Below are 17737 nucleotides of genomic sequence, written 5' to 3'. Positions count from 1 at the left end.
ATGAAAATTAATCTTCCTGCTCTGCTTCGAAATTGATATAGGTCTCTGCAATTTCGGTAAGATTGTAATCGGTATCCTCTTCTTCCTCCAGTGTTCTCTCCAATAGATCAGCCGCTTTATCGTGTCCCATTGTAATCGCTAACTGTACAAGACCGCCATACGTTGCAATCTCGTAGTGCTCTACTTTCTGGGCAGCAATAATTAATGCAGCATCACGGGTCATTGTGCCTTCTTCAGTCGATTTGATAACTTCCTGACCTTCTTTGATGATCCCTTCAATGGCATCACACTTTTTCTTTTCCGGTGTTTCACCGATTGACTTGAACACTTTTTCGAGTCTGCTGATGTGTTTTTTGGTCTGCAGCTGATGATCTTCGAAAGCGTCTTTCAATTCTTCCGTCGTTGCGGCTTCCTGCATATTTTCAAGAGCTTTTACGATAGCATCTTCCGCATAATAAATATCTTTTAAAGCATCCACAAAAAATTTGTGCAACGGAGCGTTTTTCATTTCGCTTTTTTCTACGTTTGCATTACCCATTTTAAGTGTTTCATCTTTTTCAGTTTTGTTTTGTGCATCTGTTGTTGATGTATCTTGTGTTGAATTGGTACCTATACCGGTTGTTGCTGTATTTGCTGATTTGGTTGGCATAATATAATATTTTAATTGGTTAAAAGACTGCCCCTTTTGTGCAAAAAAGAGACAGTCTGTATAAAAAAACTATGAATTTCTTCTTCCTCCGAAACCAGATCTTCCTGATCCCGAGTTTGAACCTCTTCCGCCGCCGTGAGAAGCCTGACCTCCCATTCTTGCAATTCTTGTTCTTTCTTCTTTACTCATTGAAGCAAAGCCTTGTCTTCCTGAACCAGAATTTCCGCCTCTTCCAGAGTTGCCGGAATTACCTGATCTTCCTCCTGAATTTCCACCTCTTGAGCCGCTTCCTGAGCTTCCGCTACCCGATCTTCCTCTTCCTGAATTTGAGTTTCCTCCTCTAGAGCTGCTTCCTGAATTACTGCTGTTTGATCTTCCTCTTCCTGAACCAGAACCTGAGCTTGAACCTCTTCCGCCGCCATGAGAAGCTTCACCTCCCATTCTTGCGATTCTTGTTCGTTCAGACTTGCTCATTGAAGCAAATCCCTGCCTTCCTGAACCAGAACTTCTTCCTGAATTACCAGAGTTTCCTGATCTTCCGCCAGAATTTCCGCCTCTCGAGCTTCCTGCTGAATTCCCTCCTGATCTTCCACGTCCTGATCCTGAGTTTGAGCCACGAGAACCTCTTCCGCCTGAAGTAAATCTTCCCTGGCTGTCTCTGTTTTGGTTTCCGTTTCCTGAACGTCCAGATCTTCCACGACCTCTGTTATCATCGTCGTCATCTTCATCATCGTAATCTTCGTCATCATCATCTTCATCATCATAGTCTTCATCGTCATCATAGCTGTCATAATCTTCGTAATCCTCATCATCATAATAATCCTCATAATCCGAGAAATCATCATCGTATTCTTCATCTTCCGATGCATCGGTATAACCGTGGTCATACCCTAATTGGTAAATTTCTTCAAGAAGTGATGAATTCTGTGAAGAGCTGCTTCCTGAACTTCTGTTGTTTGAATTTCTGTTGTTCATAACTGAATTTTTTTAAATTAATATTGAGTGATTGCGGAAATCCTAGACTAGTATTCAGATTCCCGTGATTTTTTTTTAAGATTTAGTAAAGACATAGATTGATTGCCCTGAGCCAATTTTTGCTCATGGTTACAAACATAGAATGTGAAATATTTTAATCCTGAAATCCCAACATCCACATTTATTTAAACCGTAGAATATTTGACAGAATTATTTTAATTCACATAAAGAATATTAAACTACCCTCCCGGTAATTTTATGGATGTTCTGAAATTTTTTTGAAAACCTGCTCTGTTCAGCAGCGAACAGGCAGACAGCAGAGATGCTGAAATGTTCAATGATTTCATAATATATCTTGTTTGGTGTCTACCAAAGCTACGATGAAAAAAGTGTCAATAGTTATGATTCAAGTCATACCAGCTGCTTTTTATTAAAAACTTTCTTTTAAAACTATATCTATAAACAAATACCAACCGCAAACAGTTGGCATTAAAGGGTTTAAATAATTATGTTTGAATTTTATATATATTTTTTAGTTTAAATTTTCTTTAAGAATAAAAGTAAAAGTACTCCCTTTTCCTATTTCGCTTTCGACGTCAATACTTCCGCTTTGCGACTCAATAAATTCTTTGCTGATGCTTAAACCAAGACCTGTACCTTCTGCTTTTGTTCCCGGAACACGAAAATAACGTGTGAAAATATGTTTTTGATATTGTTTTTCAATACCCGGTCCATGATCTGTTACTGAAAATTTAACGTTATTATGATCAATTTTCTCAACTTTAATATTGACCTGCGAATTATCAGAAGAGTAACGAATTGCATTTGATACAATATTATTAAGAACCCAAAGTGTTTTTTCTTCATCGGCAATCATACTTGTAAGCTGAGGATCAATTTGCGTAATGATCACTATTTGCTTTTTATCAGCAGCAGATTTATTGGTATTCACCACTTCCCGAATCATTGAATTTATTTCAAACGGATGGATGTTGAGCTGTGTAACTCCTGTTTCAAGCTGAGCCAAATTCAATAATTCTCCTGTAATTTTCAGTAATCGTATTGCGTCGTCACTGATACCTTTTATTAGCTTCTGCTGTTCTTCATTCAAACTACCAATTTTATCATTTTCCAGCAGCTGTAATCCCATCTGTATGGAAGAAATGGGTGTCTTGAATTCGTGGGAAACCGTTCCTATAAAATGAGTTTTTGCCAGATCAAGTTCCTTGAAAGGCGTAATATTTCTTAACATAATAACCTGACCGATAAAATGGCTTTCTGTTTCGCCTGTAGGAATTACATTGATGTCTACAATCTCCTTTTCAAAATAATTTTCTTTTCCCTCTACAAATATTTTCAGGGATTCTGATGGATCTTTTTTTGATTCGGGATCTATAATTTCTCTAATAAGATTCCTGATGAGGTCATTCGTTACGGCGATATCCTGAATCTGCCTTCCAACAAAATCCATTCTTTTCAAACCCGAAATTTTTAATGCTTCATCATTTACAAAAAGTACCTTGCGGTTTTCATCAATCCCGATGACTGCATCATGCATATTGTCGATGAGTGTTTCAATCCTTTTTTTTCCTTTCAGAATTTTATCAATCCTGCTTTCGGAATATTCCTGAAGTTTTTCTGCCATCGTATTGAAAGACCTCGCCAATTCTCCGAACTCGCTGTTGCCTTCAAATCTTACTCTTTGTCGATAATTCTGCTGAGCAATCTGATGTATACTTGCGGTAAGTTCCCGGATCGGATTGGCAATATTTGCCGGTAAATTAACCATGAGAATAAAAGCGATCAGAAAACACAATATCCCTGCAACAGAAACTACGGCAATGGCATTTTGTGCAGTTGTATTGGCAATGCTGCTCTTCAGCTGAATGGCGCTCATATTAAGCTGCATGAGCTCTGTAATTTCTTTACGGATGGAAGATTGCAGATCTTTATTGGCTTTGTTTTGTTTTAAACTCAAAAAATGATTACGAATGCTTTGCGTAGTTTCTTTTTCGCCATTTTCTGTAATATTTTTAGATTGCAGCGTAAGATTTTTCTGAAATTCTGCCACTGCAAGCGAATCTGTATCGATCTCTTCAAGCGCCAAAAGCATATTTCGGGAATATTGCAGGGTGTTGTAGTTGGCAACAAGAATATTCTGTGTATCTTTTTTAAGCTGATAAATAAACCATCCTCCCAAAGTTGAAAGAATAATGATCATCAGAAACAGCAGCCCGACTCCTGCGTTAAGTTTGGTTTTTATTTTCATCACGACAAAATTACTAAATCTACGTTTTGCTTAGAAAGTCTTTTTAATAATGAATTAAAAGTGTCTGTGGCCCAAATAATTCTCCAGATGTCTAAATGAGGTTTGCCGATACAGACAGTGGTAATATTTCTTTCATCACACTGTTCCATGATGGATAAGGCGACATTTTTATTTTCAACTCTGATAATTTCAGCTCCCAATTCTGTAGCCAGTTTGAAATTATTGATCAGATGTCTCTGCTTGCTTAATGTAATTCTGTCGGAAGATTCTTTAGGAATCTGAACATAGAGAAGAAACCACTGGCTGTTATAATAATTTGCAAGTCGTGCGGTTTTCCGGATGACATTTTTTGCGGTTTTTTCATTTGAACTGATACAGGCTAAAAATCTTTCTTTTCTCAGGCTTTTTCCAACTGTAATTTCGGCTTCCACTTTTCGGGTAACCTGTGAAGCAACCTCTTTTAAAGCCAATTCACGAAGCTGCAAAATATTTTCACTTTTAAAAAAATTGCCTAAAGCAGACTGAATTTTACTGCTGTCGTAAATTTTTCCTTCTTTTAAACGATTAATCAGTTCTTCTGCAGTAAGGTCGATATTAACTACTTCATCCGCGGCTGCAAGTACAGTATCCGGAATTCTTTCCGCAACTTCAATTCCCGTGACCGATTTTACCTCATCATTCAGGCTTTCGATATGCTGAATATTTACGGCACTGATCACATTGATTCCTGCTTCTAAAATATCCATCACATCCTGCCACCGTTTTTTATTTTTGCTTCCTTCAATATTAGTATGGGCAAGTTCATCAATGATAACAATTTCGGGTCGGAGAACAAGGATCGCCGAAACATCCAGCTCTTCCAGTTCTTTTCCTTTGTAAAATAATTTTCTCCTGGGAATAACTGGGAGACCATCCAGTAAACTGTGGGTTTCTTTTCTGTTGTGGGTTTCAATGTATCCAATTTTTACATCAATACCATTTTGCAGCAAAACATGAGCTTCCTGAAGCATTCTGTAAGTTTTACCGACGCCCGCGCTCATTCCGATGTAAATCTTAAGCTTTCCTCTTTTCGACTGATTAATGAGATGTAAAAAATCTTCTGCTGATTTTCTGGGCTCTTCCATTGTAGAGTTTTTAAAAATTAAAAAATTCCCCTGCAAGATCATAGCAGGGAAATTAAGCTTTTTTCTGAATTAAAACGAGAATGCCAAAGCTGTAATTGCCGTTAAACTGTTTTTATCGAGCTTTTCACTTCGATCCATAAATATAGCGTCTTTGCTGTTCAGATTTCGGATTTCTGTTCGCCAGACAAGATTGGGTAAGATATAATAATCTGCATTCAGAGAATATCCAAAAGTTTTGAATCCGTTTTGGGTATTTGTAGAAATAATGACGCCTTTCTCATCCTGATAATATTCTCCTCTTGCTGTAAAACTAAATTTCTCATTGACATTATATTTCAGCAACAAAACCGGAGTGTACCAGATATTGTAATCATTGCTGCCTTTATTTATTTGTTCGGCACCAATATCAAATCCTGCAGTGACGCCCAATTTTTTATTGATTTGATAAATTCCGTATAAATTGTGGAAATATCTCATCTGTCGAATAGAATCAGGCTTATCATTTCCGATAAAAGAACCGCTGTTCAGCGTCAGTTTCTCATTAGGTTTAAAAGTAATCTGATGCCCAAATGCCGGAGTAGAATTACCGTCAACTCTCTGAATTCGCTGCCATCCGTTCAGAACCAATGCACTTAGAAACCATTTACCTGTCGAAGAAGTATAAGAAATTTTTGCTCCTGTTTCAAAATAGGGAGAATTGTCGGCAAAAAGACTTCGGGTGAGTGTCCAATTGTCTTTTCCTACCGCACTTTCAAAACCGAGATGTGACGGTAAAATACCTGCATCAATCCACAAATTGTGTTTTTGAGAGATTTTCAAACCTACATTTGCTTCATAAATGTTTTTCATTACTCCTGCTTCTGCCGCGTAATTTGCATTCATGTAAGTTCCCGCTGCCAATGCAAGATTTGCTCTTAGCTTGTCTGTATTATAACCTGCTTTTATGAAAGCAAGGTTGACATTCACTTCATTATTTCGATTATGGCTGTATACAAAACCCGGTCTGCTGTTGTTTTTAGGATTATTAAAATCTGCCATATAATACACTTCGGCATATCCGCTTACTGTAAGAGGTTTAACAATTGAATCGCTTTGAGCCTGCACATTTTTTAAACCAAAAACTGCAAACAAAACAAAGATTATTTTTTTCATTATTATTTTTAAATATAAGATTAAAATCAGGATTACTGATTATTTTTAAATGATGATTAGCTATTATTCTCCTAATTGATCCAAAGCAATATTCAGCTTAAGTACATTGATTTTTTCCGGTCCGAAAAGTCCTAGAAAAGGCTTCTGAATATTAGCTTCGATAAGCTGATTGATTTTCTCCTGAGAAATATTTCGGTCTTGAGCAATTCTTTTCACCTGAACTTTTGCTGCCTGTACCGAAAAATTTGGATCAAGACCGCTTCCGCTTGCGGTTACAAGGTCAACAGGAATTTCAGATTTCGCCACTCCCGGATTTTTCATTAAAAAAGTGTCGATCCTGGCTTGTACCTGTTTCAGATATTCTTCATTTGACGGGCCTTTATTGCTTCCTCCCGAACCTGCCGAATTGTAATCTACCGCTGAAGGTCGTGACCAGAAATAACGGTTTTCACTGAAAGACTGCCCGATATTGGAGTAATAGGTTTTATTGTTGTGTGTAATCAGCGCACCTTTTCCACCATTTGGTGAAACTTGCGCAATTGCCCAAATAACCGCCGGATAAGCTATTGTAAGAAGAATGACGGATAAAACGGTCAGTTTTACTGCCGGTAAAATATGTTTTTTCATGATGAAATTTTTTCAGGCTAAAGACAAGAAGAAAATAGATAAGTTAATATATGAGACATTGTAATTGGATGAAGTATTCTTCCTGCCCCGCCTGTTGATTTTAGAATAATAATGAAACAAAAAGATCTATAATTTTTATTCCGATAAAGGGAATTACTACTCCTCCTAAACCGAAAATAAATAAGTTGCGTCTTAATAGAGCTGATGCACCGATCGGTTTATAAGCAACACCTTTTAAAGCCAGCGGAATAAGGATCGGAATAATGATCGCATTAAAGATTACTGCCGATAAAATGGCACTTTCCGGACTGTGAAGATTCATAATATTTAAACCTTGCAAAGCAGGAATTGCAGTGATAAAAAGTGCCGGAATAATCGCAAAATATTTGGCTACATCATTGGCAATGCTGAATGTTGTTAACGTTCCTCTTGTCATCAAAAGCTGTTTACCAATTTCGACCACTTCAATTAATTTGGTTGGGTCATTATCGAGATCCACCATATTTCCCGCCTCTTTTGCAGCTTGTGTTCCACTGTTCATTGCTACGCCCACATCAGCCTGAGCCAAAGCCGGAGCATCATTGGTTCCGTCTCCCATCATGGCGACCAATCTTCCCTCCTGCTGTTCTTTTTTGATGTAGTTCATTTTATCTTCCGGTTTTGCTTCGGCAATAAAATCGTCTACTCCGGCTTTTTCAGCAATAAATTTAGCTGTAAGCGGATTATCACCCGTTACCATTACCGTTTTGATGCCCATTTTTCTGAGTCTTTCAAAACGCTCGCTAATCCCAGGTTTAATAATATCCTGAAGTTCTATCACTCCTAAAACTTTTTCGTTTTCCGAAACCACTAGCGGTGTTCCTCCATTTTGAGAAATGGCACGAACTGTTTCTTCCACTTCCTCAGGAAAAGGATTTCCGGCACCGGTAACAATTTTTTTAATCGCATCGGTTGCTCCTTTACGGATTCTTACATTTTCATAATCGATACCCGAACTTCTTGTTTCTGCAGTAAATTTGATGTAAACCGGATCGTTCACCTGATAACTCAACGGATTCACACCAGCCAGCTCTATGATTGATTTTCCTTCCGGAGTTTCATCCGACATTGAACTTAACACCGCAGCTTTTATCAGTTTTAATTCATCAACACCAACAGCAGCATGAAAATGAGTGGCTTTACGGTTTCCAATGGTAATTGTTCCTGTTTTATCCAAAAGAAGCACATCAATATCTCCCGCCGTTTCTACCGCCCTTCCACTCTTGGTAATGACGTTCGCTCTTAAAGCTCTATCCATTCCGGCAATCCCGATCGCAGATAAAAGTCCGCCAATTGTTGTCGGAATAAGACAGACAAACAAAGAAATAAATGACGCGATGGTAATGGTTATATTTGAATATGCAGCAAATGGTTTTAACGTAACGCAGACAATGATAAATACCAATGTAAAGCCCGCAAGTAAAATGGTTAGTGCGATTTCGTTCGGTGTTTTCTGGCGTGATGCACCTTCCACCAAAGCAATCATTTTATCTAAAAAGCTTTCTCCAGGTTGCGTTGTTACCTGTACAACAATTTTATCAGATAAAACTTTGGTTCCGCCGGTTACAGAACTTTTATCACCTCCTGATTCTCGGATGACAGGAGCTGACTCTCCGGTAATGGCACTTTCGTCAATGGTTGCCAGACCTTCAATAATTTCTCCGTCTGAAGGAATAATATCTCCCGCTTCACAGACGAAAATATCGCCCTTATTTAATTTGGCTGATGAAATTACCTCTCCGTTTCGAAGTTTTGCAGGTGTTTCTTCTCTTGTTTTACGCAAACTGTCTGCCTGAGCTTTTCCTCTTGCCTCAGCAATGGCTTCGGCAAAATTTCCAAACAATACCGTTAATAAAAGGATGATAAAAACAGTAAAGTTATAGAAGAAACTTCCTTGCGATTTTTCACCTGTTAAAGTCCAGATGCTGACAAACAGCATGACTAATGTACCAAGCCATACCAGAAACATGACCGGATTTTTGATCATCAGTTTTGGATTCAGTTTTACAAAAGATTGTTTTAAAGCTTCCTGAACCAATTCTTTCTGAAATAATGATTTATTATTCATTTTAATTTCTCTTATCTAATTTTATTTCATTGAAAAATATTCTGCGATAGGACCCAATGCCAATGCAGGGAAAAACGAAAGTGCAGCAATGATGGCAATCACAGCGAAAATCATGATTCCAAAAGTGGAAGTATCAGTTTTTAGGGTACCCTCGCCTTCCGGAATGTATTTTTTCTTTGCCAGTAAACCAGCAATCGCTACAGGCCCGATAATAGGAATGAACCGACCTAATATTAATACAATTCCTGTTGAGATGTTCCAGAACATATTATTGTCACCCAGTCCTTCAAAGCCACTACCATTATTGGCAGCAGAAGAAGTATATTCGTATAAAATCTCACTGAAGCCATGAAAACCCGGATTATTAAGCGTAGATGCTCCTACTTCCGGAAATGCCGTTGCCACAGCAGCGCCCACTAAGATGAGAAACGGATGAAATAATGCCACAATCATCGCTATTTTCATTTCTCTTGCTTCGATTTTTCTGCCCATAAATTCGGGAGTTCTTCCTACCATTAATCCACTGATAAAAACCGCAAGAATGATGTAAATAAAAATGTTCAAAATCCCGGCGCCGTCACCACCATAAAAAGCATTTACCATCATTGCCAACATCTGTGTCATTCCTGAAAGCGGTACAGCACTGTCGTGCATTGAATTGACAGAACCTGTAGAAATAACGGTTGTCACAATACTCCAGAATCCTGAAGCCGCCGCTCCGAACCGGATTTCTTTCCCTTCCATTGAACCTAAAGAATGATCAATTCCCATCTGGCTGATTGCTGGGTTACCATTCATTTCCATGGTAATGGTTGGAACAGCAAGTAATAAAAATCCAACAGTCATTACTCCAAAAATCATGTACCCGAATTTTTTTCTGCGAATAAAATGTCCGAATGCAAAAACCATTGCCATTGGAATGACAAGTTGCGCAAACATTTCTACCATATTGGTAAAATAATTGGGATTTTCTAAAGGGTGTGCACTATTTGCTCCAAAAAATCCGCCTCCATTGGTTCCGACGTGTTTGATCGGTACAAATGCAGCAACTGGACCTGTGGAAACATCCACGGTTTTGCCTTCCAGTGTAATCATTTTATCTTTCCCGTTAAAAGTCATCGGCATGCCTTCAAAAACCATCACGGCACCGATGATTAATGAAATAGGCAACAAAATTCTTGTGATCGATTTTAATAAATAATCATAAAAATTTCCGAGTTTTTCGGTTGTTTTTTCTCTAAAAGCTTTAAAAACAACGGTTGATGCTGCCATACCGGTTGCTGCCGATACAAACTGAAGAAACATCAGCCAGATCTGTCCGAAATAGCTCATCCCAGTTTCTCCCGAGTAATGCTGCAGATTACAGTTAACTAAAAATGAAATGGTTGTATTGAATGCCAAATCCGGTGACATATCTGGATTTCCGTCTGGATTAAGAGGAAGCCAGCTCATGTTCATCAAAACCAGCATACTCATAAAAAACCAAAGCAGATTGATCGTTAATAGTGCAACAAGATGCTGTTTCCAATTCATTTCATGATCCGGATCGATGCCTGAAAATTTATAGAAAAAACGTTCTATCGGATTAAAAACCGGGTCTAAAAAAGTCTTCTCGTTGGAGTAAACTTTTGCGATATATTTACCTAAAGGTATTGCGAGCAGCAATGTTATAAGAAACATTGCCACAATGCCTAAAATTTCAGTGTTCATAAGTTTTTTAATGAATTAATTCGAATTCTTTTACAGTAATAATCAGATAAAGAAATGCGACGATACAGGAGATCCAGAAAAACAGTATTCCCCAGTCTTTGAGTTTATTGATAATGTTTTGTTTCATTGCTTTACAGCATATTTAAAATTTTTCAGGTTTTACGAGTACATAGCACATATAAGCGAATACTGCTATGGCGATGATGAATAATAAGGTCATATCTAATTTTTTAATTTTTGATCTTGTGTTATTTGCAGACTGTGAATTTCACGGAAAGCAGAAGGAATTTCCTGATAAAGAAACTTCCATTGCTGAGGTTGCAGATTTTTTCTCCAGCTTTCAAAAGACCTTACAAAAAGGTTTTCTATGATGTACCTGATGTAAGAATTACCATTTTTATAAATCCAGTACATTCTGCTTATCGAGACACTCATTTTTTGAATTTTTGAATGTTGGGAAAGACTTCTCATATTCTCTATCGTGATCTGCACGATTCCCGGAAAATTGTTCTGTACAGAAAGTTCTGTGATCTCACTGCGAATGGAAGGAAAAAATACCTTCATATATTCTATGGCAGTAATTCGGTTGATCTTTTTCAAAGCTGAATGTTTTAAATTTCATCGAAATATTCAATAAGGCGGTAAAACAAAACGAAAAAAGCCAATCCCAGAATCAATAAAATAATTGTTGTCATATCGTAATTTTTTAATACTGAATAATTGCTGCAGCAACAAAAACGCCTAAGATTACAGCGATATTAATTGTTACAATCTCAAGATTATGCTTTTCACGAATAGATTTCCATTCTTTCCAGCTTCCCATTTTCCTGATTTTTGATTTCATATTTTTTTTATTTTAAATCCCTGATTTGTAAACCTGATGCAGATAATTATTCTGAAGGCTCAATGACATTTTGTCGAAAATCATTTTTTTGTAAGCGGGTTCACTCGAAAATGTAAAGCTGTCTAAAGAATAGATGAAGATATTTTCGATGGCATTTTTTAAAGCCTGATCACCTTTGTTATACAACTGATTCATCTTTCGAATAGATTTCAGCAGAATTTTTTGGTCATTATCTCTGATCAGTTTTTTGATCTGTCGGGTAAAAACATTGATGACCATGTAAGGTGACTTGGTTTTGTAAGACTCCTGAAATTCTTCTTTTGTTTCCGGGATCACTTTGATGATCTCTGCAACGGCTTCTGTATGATTCATTTTTAATTATTTGAATACATAATGCCAAGATTTATTCCGAGAAAAAACATTCAACTTTAAGTAATTCAAAATCAATCAACTACAGTTAAATCATTTAATATCAAAAAACAAAAAACCCTATCAAAATGATAGGGTCATTATCAGAATGGAAAAATATTTTATGAAATTTTGTATTCTTCTATTTTTCGATACAATGTTGCAATACCGATTTCTAGAAGACGTGCTGCCTCCGATTTATTGCCTTTTGTATGATTAAGAACTTTCTGAATCTGCATCTTTTCTGCACTTGCCATTGAAAAAGCTGACATAAGTTTATTGCTTTCGTTATCTGAATTGTTTTCTGCAATATCGGGCGGAAGACTTTCTATATCAAGAATTGAAGAATCCGTTAAGATCACACTGCGTTCTATGACGTTTCTTAGTTCACGAATATTTCCTTTCCATTGGTGTTTTTTTAATGCTTTTAAATATCCATCAGAAACAGCCGAAATATTTTTACCAATTTTTCTTGAAAACGTTTTGAGGAAAAAATCTGCAATCAGCTCAATGTCTGAAGTTCTTTCTCTTAAAGAAGGTAGATTTATTTTAAAAATATTAATCCTGTAATAGAGGTCTTCTCTGAAATTTCCATTTTCAATTTCTTTTTCAAGATCTCTGTTGGTTGCTGCGATAATGCGGACATCGGTTTTTATAGGCTTACTGTCTCCTACTTTGAGAAATTCACCGGATTCCAGCACTCTTAGTAATTTTGCCTGAAGGTCCAGTGGCATTTCGCCAATTTCATCAAGAAAAACAGTTCCCAGATTGGCTTCTTCAAAAATACCTTTGCTGTCTTTTACCGCTCCCGTGAAAGCACCGGCTTTATGACCAAAAAGTTCATTTTCCAGCAAATCTTTTCCAAACGCAGAACAGTTTACCGCAATAAAGTTTTTCTTGTTTCTCTTACTTGCATGATGAATAGCCTGTGCAAAAACTTCTTTTCCGGTTCCTGTTTCTCCTGTAAGAAGTACTGTTGCATCCGTTATTGCAACTTTTTTTGCGGAGTCTACCGATGAAAGCAATATCTCGGATTTACCGATAATATTATTAAAAGACTGTTTATTATCCAACTGTTTTTCAAGTTGAATGACACGTTTGTTTAATGCTACTTTTTCTGTGGCTTTGTAAATGAGCGGAAGAATTTTGGTATTGTCGTCACCTTTGGTAATGTAGTCGAAAGCGCCATTTTTTATCGCCATCACGCCGTCGGGAATATTGCCGAAAGCGGTTAAGAGAATAACTTCTACAACCGGAAACCTGTCTTTAATGATTTTCGAGAATTCTACGCCGTTTCCATCCGGAAGCTTCACATCGCAAATAACAATATCGATGTCTGAAACTTCAAGTCTTTTGAGTCCTGATTTCAGATTGCTTGCTTCAAAAACTTCAAATCCTTCCAGACTTATGATTCTTGATAAAAGCGATCTTATTTTCTCTTCGTCATCAATAATTAAAATAGTATTCAATGTTGTAATTTATAAAAATCAAAATTAGAATTTATATTGAATATTTTAAGTTTAAAATACGCCACTTAATCCCACCATATTAGGAGACATGCTTACGCTCCATGCGATTTTGTTTTTTCCTTCTTTTTTGTTGTCGTTTTTATTCATGTATTTATACGTTCCTTCCACCACAAAATAGCTGATTGCAGCACTCAGAAAGACATCCGAAAAGAAATGAGCTCCGTCCCAGACTCTTGATAAAGGTGTAATGGCACCAACGGTATAAATTCCTGCTTTTACCCAAGGGTTTGAAAACTGTTTTGCCAGAGAAAACATCGTTGTTGCAACCAATACCGTATGGCCTGAAGGAAATGACCTGTATGCCGGTTCACCGCTGAAAGGTTTAAAATAAAACTTGCCTTCTCCTGTTCCGGGTCTTGCTCTTCCCACTAAGGTTTTTGCTAAAGTCTGAATCACTCCTGCTGTTGTGGCCGAAGAAATCATCAGTACACCCGTGTTTCTAATCTTGTCATTTTTAGTAAAAAGCCCGGTTAAATAGACCACACTGGTAATACCATAATTATTTTGAGGACCTCCGAAATAGTCGCCAAACTTTCTTATCACACCGGGAACTTTCTCACGCCGATCCATAAAAAATTTACTGGTGTCGTGGTCTACAGAATACAGAATCACTGTACCTAAAGCTACGCCGCCCACATCGATCCAGTTGTCTTTCTTCCATGAAAATGGACTTGCATAACTGTGCACTATATTATTAAAGATTTGTTTTCCATCTGCAGCAAGCTGTTTACCCATACTTTTTTTAACATCAACAATCACCGAATCCTTTATATTTAGATTCGTTATTTCTAAACTGTCTGTTTCTTGCGAAAAAAATAAATTGGAAGTAAAGAATAATCCGAAAATTAAAGTCTGTCTCACTGTTCAAGTCTCTTTAAAACAGCAAATTTATGCATTTAGCAGTTGTAACCGGTATTTTTAATTAGTGTATAGAAAAAATAGATTGAACTCTGTATATTATTAAAACATAAAGGTATAGCTCATTCAATCAAATCAGTCAAATACTTTATTAATCAATTTAAGAATTATTAATTCAACATCACGTGGTATGTAAGTTTAAAATTGTATTTTTGATCGTATAAAATGATAAGTGTAAATCTTTGTTAAATTCCAGAAAAACAATATTTCTATGACAAAATTTTTATTCTCTTTTCTTTTCCTTATTTCTTTTTATAATGTTTTTGCACAATCTAATTCTGTTTCTTCATCAAAAACAAGATCTTCCATAGATAAGAGATTGGATGAAATAGCAGAAGTAAGCAAAGCTTTTATAGATCCCAAACATGAAACTGCATTATTAAAAATAAAAGAAGAATCTGAAAAAATAGGTTATAAAGGAGGAATTTTACGAAGTGGTGACTATTTAAGTGGTCTTTATTTAGGACAAAGAAATAATAAAGCCGTTGTAGACTTAGGCAGCAATTTAAAAAAAGTAGCTAAAGATCAAAAAGATACGTACGGACATATAGCGAGTATATATCGAAGGAATGCTTTGGCTTTAGGGTATATAGGTTTAGATGAAGCAAGCTTAAAAGACTTTAAGAAAGCAATCAGCTACGCAAAAACTATTGAAAATGAAGATAAGAGAAATTACGTAATAGCAACCTCTTATGAGAATATGAGTGTGTATTATGAGAATAAAAAGTTTGATGAAACGAAGCTGAAAGATTCAATGGAATATTACTATTTGAAATCTCTCGAAATGGCAGAGAAAATTAGTGATCATGGTAAACCTGTACCCATTGAACAGAAATACGGTTTACTTTCTTACGTAAATATGTCTCTTGGTACTTATCACATGAAAATTGCCAGGGAAATAAACCTTCCATTGGCTGAAAAGTATCTTTTGGAAGGATATAAAATTCAGAACAACAAAAGATATACAGTTGATCCTTACGATAAAATCTATATGTATAATCAATTGGGCTATTTATATCTTAAAACAAAAGATTATAAAAAGTCAACTGAATATCTGAACGCCGCAATGGTACTTGAAAAACAACATAGTTACCCTGCATCCCGAATAGATTCGTTTGAAACACTCGCTCAAGTTTATGTAGCAATGGGTGATAAAGAAAAATCAGAATTTTTTATGAATAAATATGCACTATTGGTTGACAGTTTAGACTATGTTGATAAAAAGGAAGCTGATTTAGTTATAAAGAAGATGGTTGCAGAAGTAGACAAAAAGCACAAGGAAAGTTCAAAAAAACAACTATTAATAATCGGGCTTTTGATTTTATCTGCAGGGATTATAACGACAATTCTGTGGAAAAGAAGAAACAGGGTTTTACGCCAGAAATATGAGAAAATTATTGAAAATCTTAATAATAACACGACTCCATACATTGATGACTCAAACATGGATACCACTACTGATCCGGATCAGCAACCGGAAGAAAATCTAAATCCTGAAATCACGACAGTTTCTCAAAAAAATACAATATCTTCAGAGACAGAAGCAAGAATTCTTAAAAAGCTGGCAGCCTTTGAAAAATCTGCAAAGTTTTTAAAAAAGGATCTTACTATTAGCCTTCTTGCAGCTCAGCTAAATACCAACTCGAAATATCTTTCTGAAATTATTAAGCATCACAGGTCACAGAATTTCAGTAATTATATCAATCATCTTAAGATTAATTTCATCGTTCATAAGCTTTATAACGAACCAAACTACAGAGAATACAAGATCAGCTATTTAGCAGAAGTTTGCGGATACGCTTCGCCACAGGTTTTTGTAATTGCATTTAAAAAAATATATGGAGTAACTCCCTCATATTTCATAGAGAGTCTTCAGGAAGATCATATTAACAATACAAACCTCAGCTCTTAAGCCGATCTATATAATGTGATGGTGTAACTCCGGTTTCCTTCTTAAAGGCGATTACAAAAACCTGCGTTGATGAATATCCGCATTCTTCAGAAAGGTAGCTAATCTTGTATTCACGGTATACAGGATCATTCATCAGTTTATTTGTTATATACTGAATCCTTAAACCGTTGATGTAGCTATTGAAGTTTTTATTACGGTGAATTTTGATGACCTCTGATATATATCTTGTATTGGTATTGAGATGATTAGAAAGCCAGGTAAGATTAATATCTTTACGTAAATATTTGCCTGATTCTTCGAATTTGGTGAGTTTTCTCAGAATAACATCTATCATTTCCTGTGAAATACCAAGTGTGGGTTTTGAAAAAGAATTAAAATCATCTGTATTTTCAGAATCCTTATCAGAATCCGCAACTATATTTTGAATTGAATTATTTTTAGACGGTCGATTGTTTTTTATCGAAGTAGTGCTATTGTGCTTACGAAAAATGATAAAACCGAGCAGAATAACAAATATAATTCCTAAGCCAATCAGAATCGTTTTATTAAATGTATGGGTACTGCTTTTTCTTGTTTCTGCAGTAACCTGACGGATAGATTTTTTTACTGTTTGTTTTTCAACAGAAACAATACTGTCATTAATTTTAGAATAAAGATCAAGGTAACTTTTAGATTTCTCATTTATACCTAAACTGAGATATGATTTTGCCAAAATCATGTAAGCCTGCCTTCTGTTATAGGGTCTTTTGCTTGATTTTTCAATCATCAGCATGCGTTCTCCATATCCAATAGCCTTTGCGTAATCTTTACTTACATGATAAAATTCCTGCAAAGCCTGATACATATCCATTTTGGCATCAGAGTGATAATTAGTGGTATCTTGCTCGATCATCTCCAAAGCTTCTGTAAAATAACGTTCTGACACATCTAGATCTCCTATCTTGGAAGATAAACGTATTAGATTTTCAGTCGCCATCAACAATCCTTTACCACAGCTTTCGGTTTTTGCAATACGAATTGTTTCTTTTAAAATTTTCTGTGCCTCTTTTAGTTTACCATTCTGTTCAAGGCCAGTGGCATTGTTAATAAATTGGTCAATTTTATTTTGTTGATGACATGGTAATCTTTGAGCATCAATTTTACAATGACCTACATAAAACATCAGGAAAAAAAATAAGAAAGACCTGACTAACAATCTTTTGTAGTGGATACTCTTTACAGAAAATAAATATTCAGACTGATTTGGTAAATCTCGAAGCATAAATTTTTGTCATAACCATTGCAAAATGGTATTAGTCCAAAAATAATGTACGAAAGAGCTATACAGGTAAAAGTATATAGAATATATTCAGATATTATTCCAACAAAAAATCAGTTAATTCTCTTATTTACATAATATTTTAATTGTAAAATACTAATTATAAAACTTAAAAAACAGAATAACAAAACACATATATTTTTCTGTTATTATTCTATATAAAGCTTGTTTTTAAAACTAAGGGCAAAATAAAAT

Annotated in this window: 16 protein-coding genes; 1 reads left to right on the top strand and 15 read right to left on the bottom strand. The window is 35.8% G+C overall.

The genetic code is table 11. The features are described from left to right. Positions 1 to 7 precede the first annotated feature (7 nt). From ACR1PN_RS06365 to ACR1PN_RS06300, 14 genes are all read right to left on the bottom strand, one after another. A complete protein-coding gene (locus ACR1PN_RS06365) occupies positions 8 to 649 on the bottom strand; it encodes a ferritin-like domain-containing protein (protein ID WP_433979324.1) in 642 nt (213 codons plus the stop codon). Between the two features lie 69 nt (positions 650 to 718). Next, positions 719 to 1624 (bottom strand): KGG domain-containing protein, encoded by a 906-nt coding sequence (locus tag ACR1PN_RS06360; RefSeq protein WP_433979323.1) that lies wholly within the window; start codon positions 1622 to 1624, stop codon positions 719 to 721. Positions 1625 to 2156: 532 nt separating this feature from the next. Then, entirely contained in the window at positions 2157 to 3893 is a 1737-nt protein-coding gene (locus ACR1PN_RS06355; RefSeq protein WP_433979322.1) for an ATP-binding protein, read from the bottom strand. Beyond that, entirely contained in the window at positions 3893 to 5017 is a 1125-nt protein-coding gene (locus ACR1PN_RS06350) for a sensor protein KdpD (RefSeq protein WP_433979321.1), read from the bottom strand. The genes ACR1PN_RS06355 and ACR1PN_RS06350 overlap by 1 nt, the downstream gene beginning before the upstream one ends. A 69-nt stretch (positions 5018 to 5086) precedes the next feature. After that, positions 5087 to 6169 (bottom strand): porin, encoded by a 1083-nt coding sequence (locus ACR1PN_RS06345; protein WP_433979320.1) that lies wholly within the window; start codon positions 6167 to 6169, stop codon positions 5087 to 5089. Positions 6170 to 6232: 63 nt separating this feature from the next. Then, a complete protein-coding gene (locus tag ACR1PN_RS06340) occupies positions 6233 to 6796 on the bottom strand; it encodes a K(+)-transporting ATPase subunit C (protein WP_433979319.1) in 564 nt (187 codons plus the stop codon). 100 nt (positions 6797 to 6896) lie between these two features. Next, positions 6897 to 8903, bottom strand: coding sequence for a potassium-transporting ATPase subunit KdpB (gene kdpB / locus ACR1PN_RS06335; protein WP_433979318.1), 2007 nt, complete (start codon positions 8901 to 8903; stop codon positions 6897 to 6899). Between the two features lie 21 nt (positions 8904 to 8924). Beyond that, positions 8925 to 10613: a potassium-transporting ATPase subunit KdpA gene (gene kdpA, locus ACR1PN_RS06330; RefSeq protein ID WP_433979317.1), complete on the bottom strand. Its 1689-nt coding sequence runs from the start codon at positions 10611 to 10613 to the stop codon at positions 8925 to 8927. A 142-nt stretch (positions 10614 to 10755) separates the two neighbouring features. Further along, positions 10756 to 10833 (bottom strand): potassium-transporting ATPase subunit F, encoded by a 78-nt coding sequence (locus tag ACR1PN_RS06325; RefSeq protein WP_074958710.1) that lies wholly within the window; start codon positions 10831 to 10833, stop codon positions 10756 to 10758. Positions 10834 to 10835: 2 nt separating this feature from the next. Continuing rightward, positions 10836 to 11213, bottom strand: coding sequence for a DUF7674 family protein (locus ACR1PN_RS06320; protein ID WP_433979316.1), 378 nt, complete (start codon positions 11211 to 11213; stop codon positions 10836 to 10838). Between the two features lie 106 nt (positions 11214 to 11319). Continuing rightward, complete coding sequence (locus tag ACR1PN_RS06315; RefSeq protein ID WP_426605044.1) at positions 11320 to 11457, bottom strand: hypothetical protein; 138 nt, start codon at positions 11455 to 11457, stop codon at positions 11320 to 11322. A gap of 12 nt (positions 11458 to 11469) precedes the next feature. Continuing rightward, positions 11470 to 11829 carry a DUF7674 family protein gene (locus ACR1PN_RS06310; protein ID WP_034679841.1) on the bottom strand — a complete coding sequence of 120 codons (360 nt, stop codon included), beginning with the start codon at positions 11827 to 11829 and terminating at the stop codon, positions 11470 to 11472. A gap of 158 nt (positions 11830 to 11987) precedes the next feature. After that, the gene (locus ACR1PN_RS06305; protein ID WP_433979315.1) at positions 11988 to 13334 is read right to left on the bottom strand and encodes a sigma-54-dependent transcriptional regulator; all 1347 of its coding nucleotides are present in this window, start codon (positions 13332 to 13334) and stop codon (positions 11988 to 11990) included. A gap of 51 nt (positions 13335 to 13385) precedes the next feature. Then, positions 13386 to 14255 carry a phosphatase PAP2 family protein gene (locus ACR1PN_RS06300; protein WP_433979314.1) on the bottom strand — a complete coding sequence of 290 codons (870 nt, stop codon included), beginning with the start codon at positions 14253 to 14255 and terminating at the stop codon, positions 13386 to 13388. 268 nt (positions 14256 to 14523) lie between these two features. Here ACR1PN_RS06300 and ACR1PN_RS06295 point away from each other — a divergent pair, with 268 nt between their 5' ends. Next, positions 14524 to 16224 carry a helix-turn-helix domain-containing protein gene (locus tag ACR1PN_RS06295; RefSeq protein WP_433979313.1) on the top strand — a complete coding sequence of 567 codons (1701 nt, stop codon included), beginning with the start codon at positions 14524 to 14526 and terminating at the stop codon, positions 16222 to 16224. Here ACR1PN_RS06295 and ACR1PN_RS06290 read toward each other — a convergent pair. Next, positions 16214 to 17485 carry a helix-turn-helix domain-containing protein gene (locus tag ACR1PN_RS06290; protein WP_433979312.1) on the bottom strand — a complete coding sequence of 424 codons (1272 nt, stop codon included), beginning with the start codon at positions 17483 to 17485 and terminating at the stop codon, positions 16214 to 16216. The two genes, ACR1PN_RS06295 and ACR1PN_RS06290, sit on opposite strands and share 11 nt — an antisense overlap. Positions 17486 to 17737 lie beyond the last annotated feature (252 nt).

Source organism: Chryseobacterium sp. RLHN22 (genome assembly GCF_051011795.1).
Classification (GTDB): domain Bacteria; phylum Bacteroidota; class Bacteroidia; order Flavobacteriales; family Weeksellaceae; genus Chryseobacterium; species Chryseobacterium zhengzhouense.
Note: the sequence above shows the minus strand (reverse complement) of the source record. Positions and strands in the feature narration are given on the sequence as shown.

Bases quoted from the DNA above. Each gene is read 5' to 3' on its own strand.
- ACR1PN_RS06365 (WP_433979324.1), bottom strand. From the start codon at position 649: ATGCCAACCAAATCAGCAAATACAGCAACAACCGGTATAGGTACCAAT.
- ACR1PN_RS06360 (WP_433979323.1), bottom strand. From the start codon at position 1,624: ATGAACAACAGAAATTCAAACAACAGAAGTTCAGGAAGCAGCTCTTCA.
- ACR1PN_RS06355 (WP_433979322.1), bottom strand. From the start codon at position 3,893: ATGAAAATAAAAACCAAACTTAACGCAGGAGTCGGGCTGCTGTTTCTG.
- ACR1PN_RS06350 (WP_433979321.1), bottom strand. From the start codon at position 5,017: ATGGAAGAGCCCAGAAAATCAGCAGAAGATTTTTTACATCTCATTAAT.
- ACR1PN_RS06345 (WP_433979320.1), bottom strand. From the start codon at position 6,169: ATGAAAAAAATAATCTTTGTTTTGTTTGCAGTTTTTGGTTTAAAAAAT.
- ACR1PN_RS06340 (WP_433979319.1), bottom strand. From the start codon at position 6,796: ATGAAAAAACATATTTTACCGGCAGTAAAACTGACCGTTTTATCCGTC.
- kdpB (WP_433979318.1), bottom strand. From the start codon at position 8,903: ATGAATAATAAATCATTATTTCAGAAAGAATTGGTTCAGGAAGCTTTA.
- kdpA (WP_433979317.1), bottom strand. From the start codon at position 10,613: ATGAACACTGAAATTTTAGGCATTGTGGCAATGTTTCTTATAACATTG.
- ACR1PN_RS06325 (WP_074958710.1), bottom strand. From the start codon at position 10,833: ATGACCTTATTATTCATCATCGCCATAGCAGTATTCGCTTATATGTGC.
- ACR1PN_RS06315 (WP_426605044.1), bottom strand. From the start codon at position 11,457: ATGAAATCAAAAATCAGGAAAATGGGAAGCTGGAAAGAATGGAAATCT.
- ACR1PN_RS06310 (WP_034679841.1), bottom strand. From the start codon at position 11,829: ATGAATCATACAGAAGCCGTTGCAGAGATCATCAAAGTGATCCCGGAA.
- ACR1PN_RS06295 (WP_433979313.1), top strand. From the start codon at position 14,524: ATGACAAAATTTTTATTCTCTTTTCTTTTCCTTATTTCTTTTTATAAT.
- ACR1PN_RS06290 (WP_433979312.1), bottom strand. From the start codon at position 17,485: ATGCTTCGAGATTTACCAAATCAGTCTGAATATTTATTTTCTGTAAAG.